This is a genomic window from Enterobacter sp. IF2SW-B1, assembly GCF_001743375.1.
Taxonomy (GTDB): Bacteria; Pseudomonadota; Gammaproteobacteria; order Enterobacterales; family Enterobacteriaceae; genus Enterobacter; species Enterobacter bugandensis.
Genome location: NZ_MJAA01000014.1, coordinates 25,550 through 50,491, shown reverse-complemented (window position 1 = coordinate 50,491; position 24,942 = coordinate 25,550). Strand labels below are relative to the sequence as shown.

Here is a 24,942-nt window from a genome sequence, read left to right as displayed (position 1 = left end):
GTCACCTTTACACGCGTTCTACGCCAATCAGAATGGCGGTTTCCGGATCCAGAATCGGCAGCGCAATACCCGCCCGCATCAGCCATTCGCCGCTTGCCGTTTGCGGGGCTTCCATCCACGCCGGCAGCTTGCGCATGGTGTGCCCACCCTCGCCCGTGATCTGAATGTTCGGGTGATCCAGCAGCGTGATGCGGTACTGCGCGCTGGCGTCTAACCCCGGCATGCGCAGCGGCATCATCAGGGTGTAATCCGGCATCGCGAGCTGGCTGACCATAAACAGCCCCTGCGTTTTGTCTTCGCTCACTATACCCTGCGCCAGCGTGGTGGCATCCGGCATGTCCACGCGCCACTGGGTACCGCGATGAATCACCTCGCGCCACCGCTTATACAGTGCGGCATAATGGCGATAGCCCTCACGCTCCTGCGCATCGACGGTGAGCGGATCCAGCTCCAGCCCCATATGCCCAAACAGCGCCGTCAGCCCACGGAAAGCGATGCTGTGCTGGCGGAAGGTGGCGTGACATTTATGATGACCGATATGCGCCCCCATCACCTCCGGCGGGAAGAAATAGCTCATGCCGCGCTGGATCGTGTTGCGCTCCAGCGCGTCGTTGTTGTCGGACGCCCAGAAGCGGTGGCTGCGGGTCAGCACTTCATAATCGATTCGCCCCCCGCCGGAGGAGCAGGATTCAAATTCAATGTGCGGAAAACGCTCGCCCAGCACGTCCAGCAGGCGGTAAAACTGGCGGGTCTGCGCGTCGGCGGCGGCTTTACCGTTGTGCCCGGGCTGCACCAGCTCGCGGTTCATGTCCCATTTCACGTAGTCAACCGCATGCTCACCCAACAGCCAGCTCATGCGCTCCACGAGATAATCAAAGGCCTGCGGGATGTTGAGATTGAGCACCAGCTGGTGTCGTCCGGTCGTCTGGGGATAGCCCGGCAGCGCCAGCACCCAGTCAGGATGCGCGCGATACAGATCGGAATCCGGGTTAATCATCTCCGGCTCGATCCAGATGCCAAATTCCATGCCGAGTCGTTTAACGTGACTGATTACCGGCGTCAGGCCGTTCGGGTATTTTTTCTCATCCAGGTACCAGTCGCCCAGCGCGGCATGGTCGTCGTTGCGGCCTTTGAACCAGCCGTCGTCAATGATAAAGCGCTCCACGCCCAGCGCGGCGGCCTCGTCGGCCATGCGCATGATGTACTCCGGGTCGTGGCTGAAGTAGATCCCCTCCCAGGTATTGAGGTGTACCGGGCGCGGTTTGTTTTCCGGGAAGCGGATGATGTTGTCGCGCAGATAGCGGTGGAACTGCTGGCTCATGCCGTTCAGCCCGTGCGGGGAATAACTGGCATACAGGCGCGGCGTCCAGAGCGTTTCGCCCTCTTCAATCGCCATTTCACCCGGCAGGTAAAGCGCTTCGGCCTGTATATAACGGCGACCATCGGTTTTCGCTTCGGCGCGCAGGCGGTGGTTGCCGCTCCAGCCCAGATGCACGCCCCAGACGTCGCCCTGCATTTCGCTGAACGATGGCGTACCGGCGATCAGCGCCGGGAAATGTTCGTGGGACGTTTTACCCCGACGGTTTTCAATGACAAAGCTGTCGTGTTCAAGCGTGACGCGGTGCGGCTGAAATTCCCTGATCCAGCGTCCGTGAAAGGCCATAACCTCCTGCGCGCGCTCGGCCACCGGCAGCGTGACGGCGAATCGGTCCACCTGCCACGCCAGCGCTTTCAGGTTGGTTAACCCATGGCGCACCACCAGCACACCGCTGGCCTCCAGCATCAGCTCGCTGGTCAGACGCAGTCCCGCGCATTCATCTTCGGCGGTTATCGTCAGGGTGTTTACGTCCTGCTGCACCTGCGTGGTTTTAAACACCGGGGAACCGTCCAGCCCCTGGCGATGCCCCTCAATACCGGGCGAGCCAAACAGCCCGTGCCCCAGCTCGGCCATCAGCGTTACCGGGGAGTCCACATCCAGCCTGCCGTTTGCCACCGGCCGCGCCAGCGTAGCGACATTCTGCGGCGAAAAGTGCTGAAGGTGCGGCCCCCAGTAGAGAATTTCGGCGAACGGTTGGGTTTTTATCACCACATCAACCGTGGTGCTTTCGAGTCGTAAAATGGCATCTTGCATCAGACATCTCCTGTCGTCGGGATGCCTTGAGTGTTGATCCGAAACGTTTCGGATACAAACCAAAACGTTTCGGATCTGTGATCGGGTTTGGAAATTTACGCGGTTTAGGCCGTCTGGCCCGGGGAGAATTCGGGCTGCCAGAGCACCTGGAGCCGTTCGACGTCGTCGCCGTTAATCAGCTGACGCACCATATCGGCAATCTGTTTCCCGACGCCCTGACGAGTGGACTGGATCACTGCCGCCACGTCAGCATCAACAATGCTGTCCTGCGGAAGTCCGTCATAAACCACCAGCGCAACGGCGTTCTCGCCTGTCAGGCGGCCCAGTTCCGCCAGCGCCATCGCCGCGCCGTCGCCGTGGGTGTTGCAGTCGGTAATGATGGCCGTGGGGGGCTGCGGCAGGGAGAGAAGTTCTTTCGTGGTGGCATAACCCACGCGGCGCGAAGGGGGCATAGCGCGCAGCCATTCGCTGGAGAGCCCGGCTTCCCGCAGCGCGTCCAGGTAGCCCTGTCGCCGCTGGGTGATAAATGCCTGATTATTGCTTTCGCCCAGCAGGGCGATGCGCTGATGGCCTTTCTCAATCAGCCAGCGGGTGGCCTGGTACGTGCCAGCATAGTTGTCGAAGTCGAACCACGCGTACGGCTGCGGTAGCTGGCTGCGGCCAAGCGCCAGAAAAGGGAATCCGACGGCCTGTAACTGTTCAAGTCGCGGATCGTGATCCAGCGTGTGGGCCACAATCAGCGCATCCACGCGGCGGCTTTGCACCATGCGCATATAGCTGTGCTTATCCGCCAGATCATCGTCGGCGATGAGCAGCAGGTCGATCTCATGTCGCGCCAGTTCGTGGCTAATTTCGCCGACCATGTCCATAAAAACGCTGTTATTGAGCGGAACAGGATGCACGGGAAAAACGAGGCCGACGGCATCGATTTTGCCCATCTTCAGGCGGCGCGCAAACGTATTAGGTCGGTAACCACGGCGCTGGGCCTCCGCCTCCACGCGGGCGCGCGTCTCAGCAGAAACATCGTCATACCCGTTGAGGGCGCGGCTGACGGTAGTGACGGACAGCCCAAGTTCTTTAGCAATGGCTTTGAGCGACATGATTTTCCGTATCTTCGTTAATTTTGTTCCGCCACCAGAAGGGCGTGGGTGTCTGGCTCCAGCGCCTTAAAGATATGCGGCTGATCGGCAGGGTAGCAAATGTAATCGCCCGGGCCGAGTTCTTCCGCCGCGTCGATCAGGCCGACCATCGCCCGCCCCTGGGTCACGATAATATGCTCAACCGACCCCGGCGGATGCGGCTGGGAAATACGGTCTGCGCCCGGCTGCGTCAGCAGCAGATAGATATCACGACGCGCCCCCGGCGGACACGCCGCCAGCAAAATCGCCTCGTAATTGGCCTGCCCGGCAACCACCTTGGTGCCCTCGCCGCGGCGGATCACCTGCGTGACGGGCTGCTGCGGCTCCAGTAACCGGGCAAACGGGATATCCAGCGCCACGCAAAGCGACCAGAGCGTTTCCAGGCTAGGATTGCCGTTGCCAGACTCCAGCTGAGAAAGCGTAGATTTGGCGATCCCGGCACGGCGGGCAATTTCCGCCAGTGACAGCCCGGTTCGCAGGCGTTCCCGCACCAGGCTTTTGGCGATCACGCTGATTGGCTGCGTCATAAAAACGGCCTCTTTCTCTCTATAACGAACGATTCGTTCATCTTGTAAAACGATTTTGATGCGTTCATTATAATGGAAATACGTTCGATATGGCTAAAATGATATGAAGAATCCCCTCTCTTGCCTGAAAGGCGACACGATAAAAGCGATAATTTTGGTCTGCCTCGCGGTAGGCGTGGTCGGCATGTCTTACGGCTCCCTGGCGATGGCCTACGGTTTTCCGCTGTGGGTGCCGTTTGTGCTTTCCCTCACGGTGCTGGCGGGCGCATCCGAGTTTATGTTTATCGGCATTGTGGCAAGCGGAGGTAACCCGCTGGCGGCAGCGGCCGCCGGTTTGCTGGTCAACGCGCGCCATGTGCCGTTCGGCGTGACGGTGCGTGAACTGGTGGGCAAACGGGGTTTGAGCTATCTCGGCTGTCACATCATGAACGATGAAAGCGTGGTGTTTGGCCTGTCGCAAAAAACGCCCGAGCAGCGTAAAGCGGCCTACTGGCTGTGCGGTTTAGGCGTGGCGATTATCTGGCCGGTGGGGGCGCTGCTGGGTGCCATGGTCGGTAAACTGCTGCCGGACCCGGAGACCATCGGGCTGGACGCGGTGTTTCCGGCGATCCTGCTGGCGTTAGTGGTACCCGCGTTTAAAAACCGTACCACGCTGATCCGCGCCTGCAGCGGTGCCGCGCTATCACTGGCTGCCGTGCCGTTTGCCCCGGTGGGTTTACCGGTTCTGCTCTCGTTACTCGGTCTCGCTGCGAGGAAAAAATAATGGGAAACATGACGTTTTTTATTCTCGGCATCGCCATTCTTTCTGCCGGAACCTACCTGATGCGTCTCGGCGGGGCAAAGCTGGGCAACCGGCTGGCTCTCTCTGAACGATCGCAGGCGCTGCTTTCCGATGCGGCTACCGTTTTGCTGTTCTCCGTCGCGCTGGCGACCACGTTTTATGAAGGGGAACATTTTGCGGGTATGGCGCGCGTGCTGGGTGTGGGGTTCGCGGTGTTCCTGGCATGGCGAAAAATGCCGTTAATTGTGGTGATCGTCGCGGCGGCGGTGGTGACTGCGCTGCTGCGTCTGGCGGGTATAAACTAAAAAAGCGCCCCAGGGGCGCTCTTTCGACGGTATAGCGAAATTATTTGTTCAGTTCAGCGGTCATGTGTACGCGGTTACCGGTGAACGCCTGGGTAATTTTGTAGGATGACGCGCCCGCTTCCTGAGCCTGAGCCGCGATTTTCGCTTCTGCGCTATCAATGGTGGAAGCAGAGGCGGTCACTGTCTGTGCAGCGAAAGAACCGAAAGAAGCAGCCAGAGCGATTACAGCGACAAAAGTTTTGATGCTTTTCATGATATAAACCCTTTCATTAAGTTGTTTAGATAAGGCACCGTGCCTTGATGAGATAAATACTAGCCCTCATCCTGAACAACTAAAAGCGGAAGGATTTGCTATTATCGTTCAAAATTACTGATCAACCATTAACCGCTGCGGATGGGTATAAATCGTCGCCCTGCCCGGCTTGCAGAACCCCACCAGCGTCAGATTGCAGCGCTCCGCCACCTCCACCGCCAGCGTGGTTGCCGCCGATACCGCAAACAGAATTTCCACGCCGCACATCGCGGACTTCTGCACCATCTCATAGCTGGCGCGGCTGGAAACAAGCGCCGCGCCCTGCTGCCAGAGATTGCTTTCCCCCGCACGACGGCCTAATAGCTTGTCGAGCGCGACGTGGCGGCCCACGTCCTCATGCCCTCCAGCAATATCTCCTGACGGCAATACCCACGCCGCCGCGTGCGTGCAGCCGCTCAGTTGGCCGATGGGCTGAACATCGTTGAGATTTTCCAGCGCACGGTCGAGATGCGCCAGATTGAAGGTCTGGGTAAACGGCAGTGGCGCAACGGGCTTGCCAATATCATTAAGCTGCTCAACACCACAGACACCGCACCCGGTACGCCCGGCCAGCGCGCGGCGGCGCTCTTTCAGCCCCATAAAGCGGCGGCTGGAGAGTTCGATTTGCACTTCAAGACCGTTACACGCCTGAACCACGTCCATGCCGTAGATCTCCTGCGGGTGCGCAATGATGCCTTCCGAAAGGGAAAAACCGATGGCGAACAGTTCGAGATCTTTAGGTGAGGCCATCATCACCACGTGCGAAATACCGTTGTAAACGAGGGCAACGGGCACTTCTTCAGCCAGAAAATCGGGTGTGGCATGGGTAATGTGGGGCGGTCTGCGTACCGACATTTCCACAATGCCTGCAGGCAGTGGCGATGAGCGGGTAGCACGGTTTTGTTTAGACACAGCGGTATTCCTGAACAACCACGGAAGTAGGCCTGCTATTGCAGCATAAACCGCAGGCCTTACGCATAGTATGGATCAACTTTTCGACACTCATTGTCCTACTCATTAAGAAGAGGTGCAACCCGGCCCCCGCTACACCCCTTTAACATGCAGAGCTTATAGTGTGATCAGTGTCACACTTTATAATCAACACAGTGATAATACGTTCACTTTGTATTAACGCCGTTGGAACAGGTATACCGACATTGTGGTATTCTGATGATATCCCTCGGAGAAATGAGGGATTAACGCAAATTTTTCTCCTTTGCGGTCAATTCTCAACCGCGAAGTTAAAACTACATATATAAGCAATGTCGAACAAGGAGTGACCCATGCAGGTCAGCAGAAGGCAGTTCTTTAAGATCTGCGCTGGCGGTATGGCAGGCACCACGGCGGCGGCACTGGGCTTTGCGCCCGGCGTAGCGCTGGCGGAAACGCGGCAGTACAAACTGCTGCGCACCCGCGAAACCCGTAACACCTGTACGTACTGCTCCGTCGGCTGTGGGCTGTTGATGTATAGCCTCGGCGACGGTGCGAAAAACGCCAAAGCGTCTATTTTCCATATCGAAGGCGACCCGGACCATCCGGTCAACCGCGGCGCGCTGTGCCCGAAAGGGGCCGGTCTGGTGGACTTTATCCACTCCGAAAGCCGTCTGAAATTCCCGGAATATCGCGCACCTGGCTCCGATAAATGGCAGCAAATCAGCTGGGAAGAGGCGTTTGACCGCATCGCAAAACATATTAAAGAAGACCGCGATGCCAACTTTATTGAGAAGAACGCCGACGGCGTTACGGTCAACCGCTGGCTCTCCACCGGGATGCTGTGTGCTTCTGCCTCCAGCAACGAAACCGGCTATTTAACCCAGAAATTCACGCGCGCACTCGGTATGCTCGCGGTCGACAACCAGGCGCGTGTCTGACACGGACCAACGGTAGCAAGTCTTGCTCCAACATTTGGTCGCGGTGCGATGACCAACCACTGGGTCGACATCAAGAACGCCAACCTCATTGTGGTGATGGGCGGTAACGCCGCTGAAGCGCACCCTGTCGGGTTCCGCTGGGCGATGGAAGCCAAAATCCACAACGGTGCGAAACTGATTGTGATCGATCCCCGCTTTACGCGTACAGCGTCAGTGGCGGATTTCTACACCCCTATTCGTTCAGGTACTGACATCACTTTCCTGTCAGGCGTACTGCTGTACCTGATGACCAACGAAAAATATAACCGCGAGTATACCGAAGCCTATACCAATGCCAGCCTGATCGTGCGTGAGGATTACCACTTCGAAGATGGCCTGTTCAGCGGTTATGACGCCGAAAAACGCAAATACGACAAAACCAGCTGGAACTACGAGCTGGACGAAAACGGCTTTGCGAAGCGCGACACCACTCTTCAACACCCGCGCTGCGTATGGAACCTGCTGAAAGAGCACGTTTCCCGCTACACGCCGGACGTTGTCGAGAACATCTGCGGCACGCCGAAGGCGGACTTCCTGAAGGTCTGCGAGCTGATCGCGGAGACCAGCGCGAAGGACAAAACCGCGTCGTTCCTGTATGCACTCGGCTGGACGCAGCACTCCATCGGCGCGCAGAACATCCGTACCATGGCAATGGTGCAGCTGCTGCTCGGCAACATGGGGATGGCAGGCGGCGGCGTGAACGCCCTGCGCGGTCACTCCAACATTCAGGGTCTGACCGATCTCGGCCTGCTGTCGCAGAGCCTGACGGGTTACATGAACCTGCCAAGCGAGAAACAGACTGATCTGCAGACCTACCTGACGGCCAGCACGCCAAAACCGCTGCTCGAAGGCCAGGTGAACTACTGGGGCAACTATCCGAAGTTCTTCGTCTCGCTGATGAAAGCCTTCTACGGCGACAAAGCGACGGCGGAAAACAGCTGGGGCTTTGACTGGCTGCCGAAGTGGGACAAAGGTTACGACGTTCTCCAGTACTTCGAAATGATGCACCAGGGCCAGGTCAACGGCTATATCTGCCAGGGCTTTAACCCGGTGGCGTCGTTCCCGAACAAGAACAAGGTTGTTGAATCCCTCTCGAAGCTGAAGTTCCTGGTGACGATTGACCCGCTCAACACCGAGACCTCGACCTTCTGGCAGAACCACGGCGAATCAAACGACGTCGATCCGTCGAAGATTCAGACCGAAGTGTTCCGCCTGCCGTCTACCTGCTTCGCGGAAGAGAACGGTTCTATCGTCAACTCCGGCCGCTGGCTGCAGTGGCACTGGAAAGGCGCGGACGCCCCGGGCATCGCCATGAACGACGGCGAGATCCTGGCCGGTATCTTCTTACGCCTGCGTAAGATGTATGCGGCAGAAGGCGGCGCGAACCCTGAGCCGGTGCTGAACATGACCTGGAACTACTCGACGCCGGAAAATCCTGCGCCGGAAGAAGTGGCTATGGAGAGCAACGGTAAGGCGCTGGCGGACGTTATCGACCCGGCCACCGGCGCGGTTCTGGCGAAGAAAGGCGACCAGCTCAGTACCTTCGCCCACCTGCGCGATGACGGTACCACCTCCAGCGGCTGCTGGATCTTTGCCGGTAGCTGGACGCCGAAAGGCAACCAGATGGCCAACCGCGACAACGCCGACCCGTCGGGCCTCGGCAATACGCTGGGCTGGGCATGGGCATGGCCGCTGAACCGCCGCATCCTCTATAACCGTGCCTCCGCTGACCCGCAGGGTAACCCGTGGGATCCGAAGCGTCAGCTGCTGAAGTGGGACGGCGCGAAATGGGGCGGCGTGGATATTCCGGACTACAGCACTGCCGCACCAGGCAGCGACGTTGGGCCGTTTATCATGCAGCCTGAAGGGATGGGCCGTCTGTTTGCTATCGACAAGATGGCGGAAGGGCCGTTCCCGGAACACTACGAGCCGTTTGAGACGCCGCTGGGCACCAACCCGCTGCACCCGAACGTGGTCTCTAACCCGGCAGCGCGTATCTTCAAGGGCGACTTTGAAGCGCTGGGTAAAAAAGACAAGTTCCCGTACGTGGGCACCACTTACCGTCTGACCGAACACTTCCACTACTGGACCAAGCACGCGCTGCTTAACGCCATCGCGCAGCCGGAACAGTTTGTGGAGATCGGCGAGAAGCTGGCGAACAAGCTCGGCATTGCCCATGGCGATACCGTGAAGGTCTCCTCTAACCGCGGCTACATCAAGGCCAAGGCGGTGGTGACCAAGCGTATTCGCACGCTGAACGTTCACGGTCAGCAGGTGGATACCATCGGCATCCCAATTCACTGGGGCTATGAGGGCGTGGCGAAGAAAGGGTTCATTGCGAACACCCTGACGCCGTTCGTCGGCGATGCGAACACGCAGACGCCGGAGTTTAAGGCCTTCCTCGTGAACGTGGAAAAGGTGTAACGGAGACGACTTATGGCTTATCAATCTCAAGACATTATCCGTCGTTCCGCGACTAACGGTTTCACGCCCGCGCCTCAGGCGCGGGACCACCAGCAGGAAGTGGCGAAGCTGATCGACGTGACCACCTGTATCGGCTGTAAAGCCTGTCAGGTGGCCTGCTCTGAGTGGAACGACATCCGTGACGAAGTGGGTCACAACGTCGGGGTGTACGACAACCCGGCAGACCTGACCGCCAAGTCCTGGACGGTAATGCGTTTCTCGGAAGTGGAGCAGAACGACAAACTGGAATGGCTTATCCGCAAAGACGGCTGTATGCACTGCGCGGATCCGGGCTGCCTGAAGGCGTGTCCGTCAGAAGGGGCTATCATTCAGTATGCCAACGGCATCGTCGACTTCCAGTCCGAGCAGTGCATTGGCTGCGGCTACTGCATCGCGGGCTGTCCGTTCGACGTGCCGCGCATGAACCCGGAAGACAACCGCGTCTACAAATGCACCCTGTGCGTTGACCGCGTTAACGTGGGCCAGGAGCCTGCATGCGTGAAGACCTGCCCAACCGGCGCTATCCACTTTGGCTCCAAAGAGGATATGAAAACGCTGGCGGCAGAGCGCGTGGGCGAGTTGAAAACCCGTGGTTACGACAACGCGGGCCTGTACGATCCGGCCGGGGTTGGCGGTACGCACGTGATGTACGTGCTGCACCACGCCGACAAGCCGAACCTGTATCACGGCCTGCCGGAGAACCCGGAAATCAGCGCCACCGTGAAGTTCTGGAAAGGCATCTGGAAACCGCTGGCCGCGGTGGGCTTTGCTGCCACCTTCGCAGCGAGCATCTTCCACTACGTCGGCGTCGGTCCGAACCGTGCGGAAGAGGAAGACGACAACCTGCATGAAGAGAAAGACGAGGTGCGCAAATGAGAAAACGTGACACCATCGTGCGCTACACCGCGCCGGAACGCATCAACCACTGGGTCACCGCCTTCTGCTTCATGCTGGCGGCGATAAGCGGGCTGGGGTTCTTCTTCCCCTCCTTCAACTGGCTGATGCAGATCCTGGGCACGCCGCAGCTGGCGCGCATCCTTCACCCGTTCGTGGGTGTGGTGATGTTTGCCTCGTTTATCATCATGTTTTTCCGCTACTGGCACCATAACCTAATCAATCGGGATGATATCTTTTGGGCGAAGAATATTCGTAAGATCGTCGTCAACGAGGAAGTGGGTGATACCGGGCGTTATAACTTCGGCCAGAAATGCGTATTCTGGGCGGCGATTATCTTCCTGGTCCTGTTGCTGGTGAGCGGCGTGATCATCTGGCGTCCGTACTTTGCGCCTGCTTTCTCAATCCCGGTGATCCGATTTGCGCTAATGCTGCATTCATTTGCCGCAGTGGCGTTAATTGTGGTTATCATGGTGCATATTTACGCCGCCCTCTGGGTGAAAGGCACCATTACCGCGATGGTGGAAGGATGGGTAACCAAAACGTGGGCGAAGAAACATCACCCGCGCTGGTACCGTGAAGTCCGCCAGAAACAGGAAAAGTCATCTGAATGAGTATTCGCATAATCCCGCAAGATGAGCTGGGGTCGAGCGAGAAACGTACGGCGGAGTATATTCCGCCGTTGTTATTCCCCAGACTCAAGAACCTCTACAACCGCCGCGCAGAGCGTCTGCGCGAGCTGGCAGAGAACAACCCGCTGGGCGATTTTCTGCGTTTTGCCGCGCTGGTCGCCCATGCACAGGAGGTGGTGCTGTACGACCACCCGCTGCAAATGGACCTGACCGCGCGCATCAAAGAAGCTAACGAGCAGGGCAAGCCGCCGCTGGATATTCACGTCCTGCCGCGCGACAAGCACTGGCATAAGCTGCTTCATTCGCTGATTGCCGAGCTGAAGCCGGAGATGAGCGGCACCGCGCTGGCGGTCATTGAGAACCTGGAAAAAGCCTCTGACCTGGAGCTGGAAGAGATGGCGAGCGCGCTGTTTGCATCCGACTTCTCGCTGGTCAGCAGCGATAAAGCGCCGTTTATCTGGGCCGCGCTGTCGCTCTACTGGGCGCAAATGGCGAGCCTGATCCCGGGCAAAGCCCGCGCCGAATACGGCGAAGCGCGCCAGTTCTGCCCGGTCTGCGGCTCAATGCCGGTCTCCAGCATGGTGCAGATTGGGACCACGCAGGGGCTGCGCTACCTGCACTGCAACCTGTGTGAAACCGAGTGGCACGTGGTGCGCGTGAAGTGCAGCAACTGCGAGCAGACCCGCGACCTCAACTACTGGTCGCTGGAAAATGAAGACGCGGCGGTGAAAGCCGAAAGCTGCGGCGACTGCGGAACCTACCTGAAGATCCTGTATCAGGAAAAAGACCCGAAAGTCGAAGCGGTGGCCGACGATCTCGCCTCGCTGATTCTGGATGCGAAGATGGAGCAGGAGGGCTTTGCCCGCAGCTCGATCAACCCGTTCCTGTTCCCGGGTGAAGGGGAGTAATCTCCTGTGAGAGTGCCGGGCGGCGCGAGCTTGCCCGGCCTACACCTGGTAAGGCGTAAGGACCTCGTCAATACCCGCAAAATCTTTCGTGTTGCGAGAAATCAACGGACATTTTCTGCTCTGCGCTGTAGCCAGGATGATAGCATCAGGCAGTTTCATTCCATGCTTCTCACGTAGTAAAACGCTTCTTTCCGCGATATCCCGAGACACATCAATAATTTCAAAAGCGCCCATCACGGCTGCCGTTTTCGCTTCATGACCATGCCTGCGAGCGCCCACCATCACTTCCATCCAGGTAATTAAGCTGATGGCACGATGCGACGCGGTATGCTCAATCGCATCCGCAGCTTCAACACGGTTGTTGAAGAGATCAATGAGAATATTGGTATCAAACACTGCCATGTGCTTCATGATTACCACTCCTCACGCAGCTTGCGTTCATACTCAAGCCCGTCCTCTTTTCTGTCTCCCCACAGACCAAGCGCATTTCGGATAACAGAAGAACTCTGCTGGTCGAGATACAGCTCTATCGCTTCGCGAAGCAGTTCGGCACGTGGTTGATTTCGCAATTGCTTGAGGTTATCCAAACGTTGAATCACGTCATCAGACAAATCGATAAGTATTCTGCCCATATCAAGTTCCGCCAAAACGCTCATATATCACCTTAGTATATCATCATTGGTTAATTTTCAGGCAAAATACTCTTTATCAATTTAGGGTCAAAGGACGTTTTTTAGGGAATGATCGATTTTGCGAGCCGCTTTCCACAATATGCACCTCGCAACATTTCTCTGTTTTCATCTGCTGTAAACCAGGCTATAAACTGTATAAACACACAGTAAAAGGACGTAACCATGGCTCTGGAGAAGGGTATTGATAAGCTGGTACAGGAGTTTATTGCCGCAGGACGACCTTCCTCGCGAAAGCAGAGTATTGATGACCGGAGAAGCGGATATGTCGCCAGCACAGCGCTGGCCGGGGAAAAAGAAACTCGTGTCCAGGTTGAAACGCTTATTCTTGAGAATTTGACCTTTCGGGTATTTTCGCCTGTCAATGCCTCTGAAACGTTACCTTGTGCCCTCTACTATCATGGCGGTTGTTTTGTCAGCGGTGGGTTTGAAACCCATGATAATCAGCTTCGCCAACTGGCGTTTTACGGTAACTGTCGGGTCATTGCGGTTCAGTACAGACTCGCACCCGAGCATACCTTCCCCGCAGCGCATGACGATGCAGAGAGAGCGGCAGATCTTGTCTGGCAAAATGCAGAACAATTAGGTGTGGATAAAAACCGGATTACACTTTGTGGAGACAGCGCGGGAGGCCATCTTGCGCTGGTAACGTCATTGCGGCTTAAGGCCAAAGGTCTCTGGGATCCCCCGCAGCTCATTCTTATCTACCCCATGCTCGACGCTACGGCCAGTTTTGAAAGCTATACCCTCAATGGCATGGATTACGTGATTACTCGCGATACCCTTTTGAGCGGCTATGAAATGTATCTGGCTGGAGCCGACCGTCAGCATCCTGAAGTCAGCCCACTGTGGCGCAACGACTTTAGCGGTCTGCCAAAGGTCCACATTGTTACCGCTGAGTATGATCCGTTACGCGACGAAGGCGAGGCGCTTTGTCAGCGCCTCACGGAGCAAGGCGTGAAGTGTACCGCTCAACGATGGCGGGGTGTAATACACGGCTTCTTTCAGTTGAGTGGAATTAGCCAGTCAGCGCGAGACGTTATGCGAGATATTGCCTGGCGCATTAACCATGCCGGACGAGAGTGAGAAGGAGACTACTCCTCCTCGTTCCCGCCCTCTTCATAAGCGCCATACGGCTTCGCAGGAAGAACGATATAGGTGCCTTCAAACACCGCGCCCGGCGTTTCATCGCCGAACAGCTCAACCTGCATTTGCACGCGCGCTTTGCGGCCACGTGCCAGACGATCAAGATCGCCGCCCAGCGCGCCAAGGTCCGCCACCGCGCTCGGCTTGCCGCTGATCGGCGCACTGTAGCGGATATGGGCATCGGCCAGAATAATGGTGCCGCCAAGATGCCGCTCGCGCAGCATTAGCCAGATCAGTCCCCAGCCGGTGAGCGTCGCCAGGGAAAACAGGCTGCCGGCAAACAGGGTGTGGTGAGGGTTCTGATTGCCGGTTTCCGGCATGGTGGTAATGAATTTTTGCCCGGTGTACTGCTGAATGCGCACGCCCATCTTTTCACTCAGAGGGATGTGTTCATACCAGGCCTGCTGCAGCTGCCCGCACCAGTCCGCGCGATGAAGAATATCGTCCAGCGTGGCGATGGGTTTGATCATCAAAAAGTGGCGAATCGGCGTGGTTTGCGGAGCGGTGATTTCACCCTGGTTAACAAAACCGAGTTTGGCAAAAAACTCCACGGCATCTTCCCGGGCGCTACAGGTGACGCGCTTAACGCCTTCCTGACGGGCGACGGACTCCAGCGTCATCGCCATTAGCGTCCCCAGCCCTTTATCCTGCACGGAAGGGTGAACCGCCATAAAACGAATCGACGCTTCGTTATCAGCGTTGATATACAGTCGCCCGACGGCGACGAGGTTGCCCTCTTCGTCCATCACCATCTGATGATGAGCCATCGCATCCCAGGCGTCGCGTTCAGATCCTTTTGGCTGATGCAGTGGCTTGCGCAGCATTTCCCAGCGGAACTGGTAATACGCTTCTAACTCTTCTTCCGTTTGCGGTACTCGAAGGTGATACATAGCTGTACTCTCTCTTGTTACCCGCGGCCACGCCGCCAGTTGGCTCATACCTGGAGCCAGAATGTGACGGGGCCATCGTTCACCAGCGAGACCTGCATATCTGCAGCGAATCGTCCGGTTTGCGTATTCATTTCCTGTTGGCGACAACGCTCAACAAAGTATTCGTAAAGTGCTTCTGCACGATCCGGCGCGGCGCCTTTAGAGAAACTCGGGCGCATGCCGCGCTCGGTATCCGCTGCCAGCGTAAACTGGGAAACCACCAGCACGCTGCCGCCCGCCTGCTGGACGTTCAGATTCATCTTGCCTTCCGCATCGCTGAATATGCGGTAGCCCAGCACGCGCTCGCATAAGCGGTTCGCTTTTTGTTCGTCATCATCCTTTTCGACACCTAACAACACCAAAAGTCCTGGGCCAATTTCACCCGTCACCTCTCCCTCCACGGTGACGCTGGCACGGGTTACGCGCTGTATCAATGCAATCATGGTTGGTCTGCTTCTAATTGTTTTTCAGCTTCTGCTGCTTTTTTAAGTTCGCGGTATACGCCGAGAGTGACAGTTATTTCGGCACCAAGCAAGACGATACACCAGGTCCAGTAAACCCAGACAAACAAAATGGGGATCACCGCCAGCACGCCGTAAATCAGCTGATAAGACGGGAACATGGTGATGTAAAGGGCAAACCCTTTTTTACCCAGTTCAAAAAGCACTGCCGCCACCAGCGCCCCAACTACCGCATCACGGTTAGGCACGCGCGTGGTCGGTACAACGCTATAGAGCAGCCAGAACGAGAGCCAGGACAGGATCAGCGGAAAAATACGCAGCACGTTATCAATCACGCTGTTTAAATCACTCGCCCAGCGCAAGGAGAGAAGATACGAACTGATTGCCAGACTCGCCCCAGCCAGCAACGGCCCCAGCGTTAAAATCATCCAGTAGACGGCAAAGGAATAGACCTTAGGACGGATTTTTTTGCTTCGCCAGATGGTGTTAAGCGCGCTGTCGATAGAGTACATCAGCAGCAGCGCGGTGACGATAAGGCCGCACGCCCCCACCGCCGTCATCTTGCTGGAGTTGGCAACAAACTGCTCGATGTAGTTCTGGATAACATCCCCGGTGGCCGGGATGAAGTTCGCGAAGACGAAATGGCGAAGCTGCAGGCTAACGTCCGCGAACATCGGGAAAGCGGAAAAGAGCGCAAAGATCACCGCCACCAGCGGCACTAATGAGAGCAACGACACGTAGGCGAGGTTACCCGCCAGCGTGGTCATGTTGTCCTCATCAATGCGGTGCCAGAGCAACTTCAGCCAGGCCCTCAGCGGGCGAGTATGATGCGTGGCTTTTTGATGAACGGTTTTTAGCATAACTGCTTCGCAAAGTAGTTCGGTATCGTCTCTTTTCCGGTCACCAGAATTGACGTGATACCCAACTGGTTAGCTCCCTCTATATTATCGGCGTTGTCATCGAAAAAGACCGCATCGGCCGCGGTGAATCCCTCTGCCTGCAAAACAGCCTGATAAATTCGCGCTTCAGGCTTACGCATACCCATCTCTTGCGAAAGATAGATCTTATCTGCCGCCGCCTTAACTTCGGGGTATTCCTCTGGCCAGAAGGTCGTGTGCAGACGGTTGGTGTTAGACAGCACGACCACCCGGTGCCCCTGCTCGCGCAGTTTGTGCATAATGTCGATCACTTCCGGACGGATCGCGACGAATACCGCCTGCCAGCCGTGAGAAAATTGTTCATAGCTTAACGAAAGCCCCATCTCCTGGCAGAAGCGTTCAGCAAACTCTTCATCGCTAATCTCGCCGCGTTCATGCTGATGGAAGGTCTCACCCATCGCGAAATCCTGCTTTAACGTCGCCAGCGGCACACGGCTAAAGTCGCTCCAGGCACCCAGCACCCGGTTAAAATCGATATCGACGATTACGTTTCCTAAGTCAAAGATATAAAGCATGTTTATCTCCTTTCGCCGTGGAGAGATAACTGTAGCGGGAATCACGAGATTTGACTATGCGTGCCGTCTAAGGTGTGCGATTGATTTTTACGGCGCGTTTTTACGGCAGTACAGCGAAGGGACGTTTGACGCGGCAAAAAGCCACGCTCCACGGTACTCATCAATCATCAGGCTCAGATCTCTTCCCGGCGTGCGATAAAAACCCGGTAGCGTTGCATTGATATCAGCCTCATCCGCACTATCGGCGAAGGTTTTAACAATACGATCGTTATTTAATACGCGCGCGTTCTGGTGATCGCTGTAGTGGAAATAGATGGTGCGGTTGACTTCAGAAACCACGTGACCAAACAGTTTACCGTTAATGACAGCGGTCCCTTCCCGATGCTGCATTCGCCATGAAACCGTTCCTACAAATCGGTTTTTACCAATCGTCCATTCCACATCACCTGTACAGCGTATCGGCGCACTCGAAAAATGCGAATACGCTAACCAGCCGCTGGTAATAGCAGCCCCCACCAACGCCGCCAGCAAAATAATACGATTCCCGAGTGTCATCATTGCTCATGCGCCCAAAAATAATGCGTGGTACATAACGCTGCCGCGTCATGTCGCGCATCGTTATTACAGACAAACGCCGCGATTCGCTCCGTTTTACTATAGCCGATGAGAAAAACGTATCGGTTTCCGGCACACAGGCTGGGGTAATTTTTTAACAAGCGAAGGTAATGGTCCTGCATATGTTCATTAGGTGCATAAAAGAGTTGGCAGGCGTTGGTCGTGCTGCCCATTGAAAGTGGAATGTAGTGACTAAACGGCATGTTCTGGTGATGTTTATATAATATGACCCCGTTAATAAGCGCGATCAGAAAAAGCGTAGCGGTGGCTATTATTAACCACGCCGGCTTCTTCATCGCGGTGCCCTCGGCTATTGCCGCGTCTTCACTGGCAATTACCGGCTCGGCGGTTGGGGTAAATACTTCAACCTGGGTGGCTTCGGAAAGCGTCAGCCCGCGACGCGAAATCGTTTTTACCGTATCGCGCGGTAACCCCACTTCAGCCAGCGCATTGCGCAATGTCAAAATGGCCTGGTAAAAGGTATTCGGTGTGGTGACATCGTTACGCTCACCCCATCCCACCACCATTAACTGATTTTGCGAAATTATTTCGCCAGGATGGGTAACGAGATAAAGAAAGCAGAGATTGGCAGGAAGCTGCAAATGTATCGTGCGCCCGGTAATATGATTCGCCAGGGTTTTGTTTTCCGGGTCATACTCGACCAGCTTGTTAATAAGATACAATTTTACTTTCCTCTGCAATAACAATATTTAACCCCGCAAACCCAAAAAACATACGTATATTTAACAACAGTATAGGTCAGAAGGATTAGAGCGCGACACACCCGTACCTAAGATTAGAAACATCGCATTATTTTTCAATTGATTACAAGTCAGTTTTCTTAGGTGAGCCTCAGCTAAAAGGACATAATGAGATTTCATTACACTTCACCAGGTCAAATAATTATATTGAGCCACACGTTGAGAAAAGACTGACGTTCAGGCAGATCGAGGTGACGAATCTTTAGCTATTAGTGCTATTTCGTCAATTTCCTTCCGGGGTTGTTTTTGCCGAATAATCTTAATGGATTGATGAATATTCCTGGGTAAGGTCTGGCAATCAATGTTCTGTCGCTATGTCTGCGGCCTGCAAGAATAGAGACAGCCAGGAATTTATTTTCTCTGGCATTATTTCTCATAAATACGACAGAAACGCTGGATATGTTTCAAGATTGACACATTTGAAAGGCAGTGAAATATTGATAATGAAAATAAGACAGGAGTGGACTGGATGATAACATCGTCGCAAAAGGTTGTCCGCTGTATAAGCTGCGAATTGTCCTGTCAGTTATTTCCGGATAACACGGTGCGTTCACAATACTGTGGCAGCGCCTCCTTCGCAGTTTGGCCGGTGGGAAATCATTTCCTGCAACTTGCAGTAGAAAATAAAATATTGTCTGGGAACAAGAATCATTTATTACGCGGATTTATTTTTGTAGATTTTTCGATGTATAACCTGCGCCTGCTTGTCGATCCGCAATGGATTGAACATCTGGCGATGACCAACATGCACATCGTGCTTATCGCGGACCGTAAACTGGAGGCGTTGGCTCACTACTTTTTCGCTCACCACAGTGAAATAAAGGGAATTATTTATTCAGATGACGATGACGCTATATTGCAGGAAAAAATTAACCATCTTTTTTCCGGCAGGCGAGTGAGCAGCAGGCGTGGTAATACCCTGAACACTGTTGAATTCACTTTACTTAACAGACTTATTTCAGGGGTGTGTCTCCGGGAGATAATAAAAACAACCAGCGTTGATGTGAAAAAAATTTACGTTCATAAAATACGATTAGAGAGGAAGTTAGGTACCAGCATTCATAAAATACTCGTTTCTATTTTGTAATTTCAACTTCTTAACATACCCACATTTAATGGTGTGGAGGATGTTTTACGCCTGAAAGAAAGGGGGCAGTTATGCCATATTTATTGAAACATTCACCTGTCGCCGTTGCGATTTCGCTGGCACTATCGTCAGCGCTATTTACCGCGAATGCTGCAGTTATCGATTTTGCTAATTTACCAGCCACCGGAGCAGTAACGGATTTGCCTGCGGAAATACAGGCGCTGATTCCTGCAACGGCAAACGCGAACTTTAGCAAAAATACCAGCAATCCTAACTATGTCTACCAGTACAGCCCTGGCAATATTCCAGTCTACGGAGATGGGATCACTCTCGAAGGGCCGGGGGCGGAAGCCTTTGAGCACTCCGTGACCGTTATTCAGAACTCCACGTCCGGCAGCCCGGGGGTGATATTTGGTGACGACCTGACTATTCGTACCCAGTCAAAAGTGGCTGCCAATAACGGTAAAGATGTCGACGGTATTCGTACCCACGGTATGAACACGCCGAATAATCCGGTGTTTATCATTACCGGCGACCGCACCCACATTTACGTTAATGGCCAAAGCGGCGATGGCATCAATGCCGGGTACAGCTCCTTCAGCCAGGGTTCTCTCGGCTCCGCCAATATTTATGTGGGTGACGATCTCTATATCGAAACCACCGGCAGTACCGGTCGCGGTATTAGCGCCTATGCACTGAATGATGCCTCGAAGGCCAAAAATAACATTGTCGTCGGCGATCGTGCGCATATTGTGACGCGGGGTACCTACGCCGAGGGGATTCGTACCAACCAGAGCGGCTCATCCGTCCGTCTGGGGGATGAGGCCACCATCGAAACGTTTGGCACCTCGGCCTACGGCCTGTATGCGGGTTCTGCCTCCAGAATCGAGCTGGGAAAAAAAGCGACCATTACCACCGACGCAGCCAGTGCCTCCGGCGTGTACTCTACCGGCTCGTCAACCATCACCCTTGATGAAGGCGCGACCATCACCACCAACGGTGCCAGCGCGCATGGCATCTACGCATACACAGCAGCGGTAAATGTGGGAGATAACGTCACCATTGCGGTCAACAGCAGCGAGAAAACCAGCAGCTCCGCCCAGGCACCGCACGGGATGTATGCCTGGTCACGCGGCGTGATAACGCTCGACGGTGGGGCAACCATTACCACCGCAGGCCAGCGCGACCAGGGTAGCTATGCCCTGAACGCCAGCAATGGCGGAATTATTGATGCCTCTGCAGGCGGAAAATTCCTCCTTAACGGCGATATCCTCGCCGCAGGTGGCGTCGCGGCCAACAGTACCCTTCCGGCACAAAACAGTACCATTACGCTGACAATGGGTAACAGCTCGCTGTGGAACGGAGCATCGTACATAGAAAGCAACGCTGCCGGGACCGGTACTCTCGCGCTTACGATGAATGATGCCGTCTGGAATATGCGTGACAGCTCAACGCTGACCAGCCTGACCCTGAACGCGGGCGGCACGATAAATTTCCAGCATGCTGAGGACGCGGCCTGGCAAACCCTGACCATCAACGAGGATTACACAGGCAACGGCGGCAAGCTGGTTTTCAATACCGTGCTGTCTGACGATACCTCTGAAACTGACAGGCTGATTGTTGAAGGAAACACATCCGGTCGTACCGCGGTTGACGTAAACAACATTGGTGGTGCAGGCGCACAAACCGTTGAAGGGATTGAAATAGTCAGCGTTGGCGGCAACTCGGAGGGAACGTTTGAGAAGGCCAGCCGTATCGTAGCGGGGGGTTATGACTATAACGTTGTGCAGAAAGGTAAGAACTGGTTTCTGACCAGCCTGGCTGAACCCGTTGACCCACCGATCGACCCGGTAGATCCTCCTGTTGACCCGGTAGACCCACCGGTCGACCCCGTCGACCCGCCTGTTGACCCGGTGGATCCACCTGTTGACCCTGTCGACCCGCCTGTCGTCCCGGTAGATCCGCCCGTCGACCCGGTGATTCCGCCGCAAGAACCGGTACCGCCACCTGCGCCGCCGAAAAGCGAGCATCAGTATCGCCCTGAATTTGGCAGCTATCAGGCAAACAGCTATGCGGCAAATACGCTGTTTATGACCCGCCTGCACGATCGTCTGGGTGAAACGCAGTACACCGACATGCTCACCGGCGAGCAAAAAGTGACGAGCCTTTGGATGCGTAACGTCGGCGGGCATGCGCGTTTCAACGACGGCAGCGGCCAGCTAAAAACGACAGCCAACCGTTACGTGCTGCAGTTGGGTGGCGATATCGCCCAATGGAGCACAGATGGCCTGGACCGCTGGCATCTTGGCCTGATGGCGGGCTACGGTAACAGCCAAAGCCGGAGCGCTTCCAGCCTGACCGGATACCACTCACGTGGCGAAGTGAATGGCTATAGCGTAGGTCTGTACGGTACCTGGTACGCAAACGAAGCCGATAAAAGCGGCACCTACGTTGATAGCTGGGTGCTGTATAACTGGTTTGACAATAAGGTGATGGGGCAGGACCAGGCGACCGAGCGTTATCGCTCCAGCGGCATAACCGCCTCTGTCGAAGCGGGCTATAGCGTTAAGGTGGGTGAAAGCGGCCGCAACAGCTACTGGATCCAGCCGAAGGCGCAGGCCGTTTGGATGGACGTGCAGGCTGACGACCATCGCGAGCGTAACGGCACGCGGGTGAAAGACGAAACCCAGGGCAACCTGATGACGCGTCTCGGCGTGAAGGCCTATATCAGCGGACATAACGCGATGGATGACGCTAAATCACGCACCTTCCAGCCGTTTATTGAAGCGAACTGGATCCACAATACCCAGACCACGCGCATCCGCATGGATGATGTCAGCAATGAGATGCGCGGTACGCGCAATATTGGTGAGTTAAAGGCGGGCGTAGAGGGGCAGATTACCCCGCAGCTTAGCGTCTGGGGCAATGTGGCACAGCAGATTGGCGATAAAGGCTACAGCGATACGCAGGGAATGCTGGGAATAAAATACAGCTTCAAATAACAAAAAAGCCGCTGAGAAATCAGCGGCTTTTTGCTTCAGGCGATATCATCGCTGGTACAGGCCAGCACCGTTTCAACCTTACTGGATTTCAGATGATTTTGCAGCGCCGAGCCGGGCATCTCATCGGTGAAAAGAGCCGTTGTCTGCGCCACGTTGCCAATTTCCACCGCGGCGGATGCGTTAAATTTCGTATGATCGGCCGCCAGCAAAATGTGGCGAGAGTGGGCCATCATGGTTTTCACCACGCTGGCTTCATTCACGTCAAACTCCATCATCGCGCCGTCGTGCTCAATCGCCCCGACGCTGGTCACGAGATAGTCCGCCCGAAAACCAGACACAAACGCCGTCGCCGCAGGCCCGATAATGCCGCCGTTGTGCGGGCGCAGCGTGCCGCCCGGCACCATCACTTCAAAGCGCGGGTTCTTATACAGAATATGCGCCACCCGCAGGCTGTTGGTGATGATGCGCAGATGATTATGGTTAAGCAGCGCCCGGGCAACGTGCTCTACGGTCGTGCCGATGGTGATGAAAATAGTTGAGCCATCGGGAATATAGTCCGCAATCGCCTCGGCAATCGCCCGCTTCTCTTCGGTAAGCGACACTTCGCGCTGTTCGAACGCCGTGTTCACCACGCTGGATGCCCTGCCCGCGCCGCCGTGATGACGCGTGATCAGCCCCTGCTCGCTGAGCTTACGGATATCCCGGCGCACCGTTTGCGTCGACACGTCCAGCAGCTGCGCCAGTTCATCAATGTTCATATAGCCGCGATCGGCAATCAGCGTCAGCAGCTGATCGTGACGCGGGTTGCCGGTCAGTTCGGTAAGGCTCATGGGCTGTCCTCTGAAAACCATCACGCTCCGCATTTTATACAAAAAGTGACAAAAAAGAGCGGGTTTGATCACAGTCGGGTATACCCGCGCGCCCGCCGGGCTTTGTGCATTTCAGGGCTGCGACGGCGCTGGCAAAACGCACGGCGTCTGCGGCGGTGGATTGCTGCCCCAGGCTGAACGCCAGCGCGCCGTGGAAAACGTCGCCCGCGCCGGTGGTATCCACCACGTTCACCTCAAAGCCGGATTGATGGCACAAGGCACCGTTTTCCAGCCAGTAGCAGCCGTCTCGCCCCTGAGTGACATACACATGTCCATTTGTGAGCGTTTGTGCTTTTTTAAGGGCATCTTCTGCTTTATCCAACTGAGTTAGTCGCCGCAGGCCCGGCGCGGAGAAGGCCGCGTGGTCGCTTAAGGCTATCAGCTCTGCGATGTCCTGCGGGGTAACGTCGGCATCAAGCAAAGTAGGAACGCCCTGCTGACGGGCCAGGGTAAACGCCTGTTTTGCCCCGTCATGCCAGCGCACGTCTGCTAAGACAATATCCCACTGGGAAAAGTCGATTTCATGCAGCCAGTCTGCCCCGGCGAGCAGATCGGGGCTGGGGTAGTTGGCAATCACTCGTTCTCCGCCTGCGTCCACCAGCACCGCGGATTGTGACGATCGGGCACCTTTAAACACGCGTGTATAGCGGGTGTTCACCCCCAGGGATTCCAGCTCCGCCAGCAGCCGTCTGCCGGTATCGTCGTCCCCCACCCGGCCAATAAAATCCACTTCCGCACCCAGTTTTGCCGCCGCCACAGCCGCAGTTGCCGCCGGGCCGCCCCCCACTTCCGTATAGTCCTTTGCGACATATTTCCCACCTTCCTTCGGTAAATCATTGAGATACCAGATGCGATCCAGCACGGTAATGCCGACACAAACGATGCGAGTCATGGTGATTCCTTCTGCGATTTCTGATGCCTTCATTTTAATTTCACCAAATGTTTAAAAAGTGACCCGTGTCAATTTTTTGACTATAAATTACAAATACGATCAAAAACAGACAACACAAACGCGCAGAAATTGACACGATGTGACAGGAGAGAGGCATGTCAGCGATCGCATTTATCGGTTTAGGGCAGATGGGCGCGCCAATGGCGAAGAATCTGTTGAAGCAAGGCCACCAGCTTAACGTCTTTGACGTGAACCCGCAGGCGGTTCAGGCGCTGGTGGAGAGCGGCGCACGGGCGGCGGCTACGCCCGCTCAGGCCGCAACGGACGCCGAATTCGTCATTACCATGCTGCCAAACGGCGACCTGGTGCGCAGCGTGCTGTTCGGCGAGCACGGCGTGTGCGAAGGGTTATCCCGCGACGCGCTGGTGATTGATATGTCCACCATCCACCCGCTGCAAACCGACGCGCTGATCCGCGATATGGCTGAACGCGGCTTCAGCATGATGGACGTGCCCGTGGGACGCACGTCCGACCATGCCATCGCCGGCACGCTGCTTCTGCTGGCAGGCGGCACCACGCAGCAGGTGGAACGCGCCACCCCCGTCTTAATGGCGATGGGCAGTGAGCTGATTAACGCCGGCGGGCCAGGCATGGGCATCCGCGTGAAGCTCATCAACAACTACATGAGCATCGCCCTGAACGCGCTTTCCGCCGAGGCGGCGGTACTGTGTGAAGCGCTTGGTCTCTCCTTTGAGGTGGCGCTGAAGGTGATGAGCGGCACGCCGGCGGGTAAAGGCCACTTCACTACCTCATGGCCGAACAAGGTGCTGAAAGGGGATCTTTCCCCGGCCTTCATGATCGACCTTGCGCATAAAGATCTGGGGATCGCCCTGGACGTGGCTAACCAGCTCCACGTTCCGATGCCGCTGGGCGCGGCGTCCCGCGAAGTTTACAACCAGGCACGCGCCGCCGGGCGCGGGCGCGAAGACTGGACGGCCATTCTTGAACAGGTTCGCGCATCTGCCGGGCTGAAAAAATCACACTGATACGAAAGGA

The 24,942-nt window shown here is 55.9% G+C and carries 25 protein-coding genes; 10 read left to right on the top strand and 15 right to left on the bottom strand.

Features of this window, described 5'->3' with window-relative positions; genetic code table 11:
* Positions 1 to 7: 7 nt before the first annotated feature.
* The 3 genes from A6013_RS22135 to A6013_RS22125 all read right to left on the bottom strand — a co-directional run bounded on the left by A6013_RS22135 (position 8) and on the right by A6013_RS22125 (position 3,797).
* Complete coding sequence (locus tag A6013_RS22135; protein WP_069733782.1) at positions 8 to 2,131, bottom strand: alpha-galactosidase; 2,124 nt, start codon at positions 2,129 to 2,131, stop codon at positions 8 to 10.
* Between the two features lie 104 nt (positions 2,132 to 2,235).
* A complete protein-coding gene (locus tag A6013_RS22130) occupies positions 2,236 to 3,231 on the bottom strand; it encodes a LacI family DNA-binding transcriptional regulator (RefSeq protein WP_069733781.1) in 996 nt (331 codons plus the stop codon).
* A 17-nt stretch (positions 3,232 to 3,248) separates the two neighbouring features.
* A complete protein-coding gene (locus A6013_RS22125) occupies positions 3,249 to 3,797 on the bottom strand; it encodes a helix-turn-helix domain-containing protein (protein ID WP_003861973.1) in 549 nt (182 codons plus the stop codon).
* Positions 3,798 to 3,900: 103 nt separating this feature from the next.
* Here A6013_RS22125 and A6013_RS22120 point away from each other — a divergent pair, with 103 nt between their 5' ends.
* Positions 3,901 to 4,560, top strand: a complete 660-nt coding sequence (locus A6013_RS22120; RefSeq protein ID WP_028014867.1) for an AzlC family ABC transporter permease — start codon at positions 3,901 to 3,903, stop codon at positions 4,558 to 4,560.
* Positions 4,560 to 4,883 carry an AzlD domain-containing protein gene (locus tag A6013_RS22115; protein ID WP_028014868.1) on the top strand — a complete coding sequence of 108 codons (324 nt, stop codon included), beginning with the start codon at positions 4,560 to 4,562 and terminating at the stop codon, positions 4,881 to 4,883. The genes A6013_RS22120 and A6013_RS22115 overlap by 1 nt, the downstream gene beginning before the upstream one ends.
* A 40-nt stretch (positions 4,884 to 4,923) precedes the next feature.
* Here the strand turns inward: A6013_RS22115 and A6013_RS22110 are convergent, their stop codons facing one another.
* Both A6013_RS22110 and fdhD read right to left on the bottom strand, forming a co-directional pair.
* Positions 4,924 to 5,136: a DUF1471 domain-containing protein gene (locus tag A6013_RS22110; RefSeq protein ID WP_041911778.1), complete on the bottom strand. Its 213-nt coding sequence runs from the start codon at positions 5,134 to 5,136 to the stop codon at positions 4,924 to 4,926.
* A 114-nt stretch (positions 5,137 to 5,250) separates the two neighbouring features.
* Positions 5,251 to 6,087, bottom strand: a complete 837-nt coding sequence (gene fdhD, locus A6013_RS22105; RefSeq protein WP_069733780.1) for a formate dehydrogenase accessory sulfurtransferase FdhD — start codon at positions 6,085 to 6,087, stop codon at positions 5,251 to 5,253.
* A gap of 371 nt (positions 6,088 to 6,458) precedes the next feature.
* On the opposite strand from fdhD, the gene fdnG reads away from it, so the two are divergent.
* Genes fdnG through fdhE form a run of 4 tightly spaced genes read left to right on the top strand, consistent with a single transcriptional unit; the run spans position 6,459 to position 11,982 of the window.
* Positions 6,459 to 9,509: a formate dehydrogenase-N subunit alpha gene (fdnG, locus tag A6013_RS22095; protein WP_088204727.1), complete on the top strand. Its 3,051-nt coding sequence runs from the start codon at positions 6,459 to 6,461 to the stop codon at positions 9,507 to 9,509.
* 12 nt (positions 9,510 to 9,521) lie between these two features.
* On the top strand, positions 9,522 to 10,424 hold the full coding sequence (gene fdxH / locus A6013_RS22090; RefSeq protein WP_003861960.1) for a formate dehydrogenase subunit beta: 903 nt from the start codon (positions 9,522 to 9,524) through the stop codon (positions 10,422 to 10,424).
* Positions 10,421 to 11,056, top strand: a complete 636-nt coding sequence (fdoI, locus tag A6013_RS22085) for a formate dehydrogenase cytochrome b556 subunit (protein ID WP_015569914.1) — start codon at positions 10,421 to 10,423, stop codon at positions 11,054 to 11,056. Before fdxH ends, fdoI begins: the two co-directional genes overlap by 4 nt.
* On the top strand, positions 11,053 to 11,982 hold the full coding sequence (fdhE, locus tag A6013_RS22080) for a formate dehydrogenase accessory protein FdhE (RefSeq protein WP_028014872.1): 930 nt from the start codon (positions 11,053 to 11,055) through the stop codon (positions 11,980 to 11,982). The genes fdoI and fdhE overlap by 4 nt, the downstream gene beginning before the upstream one ends.
* Before the next feature lie 39 nt (positions 11,983 to 12,021).
* Here the strand turns inward: fdhE and A6013_RS22075 are convergent, their stop codons facing one another.
* Entirely contained in the window at positions 12,022 to 12,393 is a 372-nt protein-coding gene (locus tag A6013_RS22075) for a type II toxin-antitoxin system VapC family toxin (protein WP_080350615.1), read from the bottom strand.
* A 2-nt stretch (positions 12,394 to 12,395) separates the two neighbouring features.
* Entirely contained in the window at positions 12,396 to 12,638 is a 243-nt protein-coding gene (locus tag A6013_RS22070) for a ribbon-helix-helix domain-containing protein (protein ID WP_015569912.1), read from the bottom strand.
* Between the two features lie 198 nt (positions 12,639 to 12,836).
* Between A6013_RS22070 and A6013_RS22065 the strand changes: the two genes are divergently transcribed.
* A complete protein-coding gene (locus A6013_RS22065) occupies positions 12,837 to 13,757 on the top strand; it encodes an alpha/beta hydrolase (RefSeq protein WP_069733779.1) in 921 nt (306 codons plus the stop codon).
* A gap of 8 nt (positions 13,758 to 13,765) precedes the next feature.
* On the opposite strand, the gene fabY is transcribed toward A6013_RS22065, so the two are convergent.
* The 6 genes from fabY to A6013_RS22035 all read right to left on the bottom strand — a co-directional run bounded on the left by fabY (position 13,766) and on the right by A6013_RS22035 (position 17,958).
* Positions 13,766 to 14,707, bottom strand: a complete 942-nt coding sequence (gene fabY / locus A6013_RS22060) for a fatty acid biosynthesis protein FabY (RefSeq protein ID WP_028014875.1) — start codon at positions 14,705 to 14,707, stop codon at positions 13,766 to 13,768.
* A 44-nt stretch (positions 14,708 to 14,751) separates the two neighbouring features.
* The gene (gene dtd, locus A6013_RS22055) at positions 14,752 to 15,189 is read right to left on the bottom strand and encodes a D-aminoacyl-tRNA deacylase (protein ID WP_008501836.1); all 438 of its coding nucleotides are present in this window, start codon (positions 15,187 to 15,189) and stop codon (positions 14,752 to 14,754) included.
* The gene (locus A6013_RS22050) at positions 15,186 to 16,067 is read right to left on the bottom strand and encodes a virulence factor BrkB family protein (protein WP_045260235.1); all 882 of its coding nucleotides are present in this window, start codon (positions 16,065 to 16,067) and stop codon (positions 15,186 to 15,188) included. Before A6013_RS22050 ends, dtd begins: the two co-directional genes overlap by 4 nt.
* The gene (gene yihX, locus A6013_RS22045) at positions 16,061 to 16,660 is read right to left on the bottom strand and encodes a glucose-1-phosphatase (RefSeq protein WP_045260234.1); all 600 of its coding nucleotides are present in this window, start codon (positions 16,658 to 16,660) and stop codon (positions 16,061 to 16,063) included. Before yihX ends, A6013_RS22050 begins: the two co-directional genes overlap by 7 nt.
* 87 nt (positions 16,661 to 16,747) lie before the next feature.
* A complete protein-coding gene (locus A6013_RS22040) occupies positions 16,748 to 17,101 on the bottom strand; it encodes a hypothetical protein (RefSeq protein WP_248054877.1) in 354 nt (117 codons plus the stop codon).
* Between the two features lie 113 nt (positions 17,102 to 17,214).
* Positions 17,215 to 17,958, bottom strand: coding sequence for a winged helix-turn-helix domain-containing protein (locus A6013_RS22035; protein WP_048959977.1), 744 nt, complete (start codon positions 17,956 to 17,958; stop codon positions 17,215 to 17,217).
* A 547-nt stretch (positions 17,959 to 18,505) separates the two neighbouring features.
* On the opposite strand from A6013_RS22035, the gene A6013_RS22030 reads away from it, so the two are divergent.
* Together A6013_RS22030 and A6013_RS22025 are read left to right on the top strand one after the other, a co-directional pair.
* Positions 18,506 to 19,123, top strand: a complete 618-nt coding sequence (locus A6013_RS22030) for a transcriptional regulator (protein ID WP_048959976.1) — start codon at positions 18,506 to 18,508, stop codon at positions 19,121 to 19,123.
* Between the two features lie 71 nt (positions 19,124 to 19,194).
* Entirely contained in the window at positions 19,195 to 22,125 is a 2,931-nt protein-coding gene (locus A6013_RS22025) for an autotransporter outer membrane beta-barrel domain-containing protein (RefSeq protein WP_069733777.1), read from the top strand.
* A gap of 35 nt (positions 22,126 to 22,160) precedes the next feature.
* On the opposite strand, the gene A6013_RS22020 is transcribed toward A6013_RS22025, so the two are convergent.
* A complete protein-coding gene (locus A6013_RS22020) occupies positions 22,161 to 22,955 on the bottom strand; it encodes a DeoR/GlpR family DNA-binding transcription regulator (RefSeq protein WP_032644939.1) in 795 nt (264 codons plus the stop codon).
* Between the two features lie 34 nt (positions 22,956 to 22,989).
* Entirely contained in the window at positions 22,990 to 23,886 is an 897-nt protein-coding gene (locus tag A6013_RS22015) for a sugar kinase (RefSeq protein ID WP_069733776.1), read from the bottom strand.
* A 155-nt stretch (positions 23,887 to 24,041) separates the two neighbouring features.
* On the opposite strand from A6013_RS22015, the gene yihU reads away from it, so the two are divergent.
* Positions 24,042 to 24,932: a sulfolactaldehyde 3-reductase gene (gene yihU, locus A6013_RS22010; RefSeq protein WP_069733775.1), complete on the top strand. Its 891-nt coding sequence runs from the start codon at positions 24,042 to 24,044 to the stop codon at positions 24,930 to 24,932.
* Positions 24,933 to 24,942 lie beyond the last annotated feature (10 nt).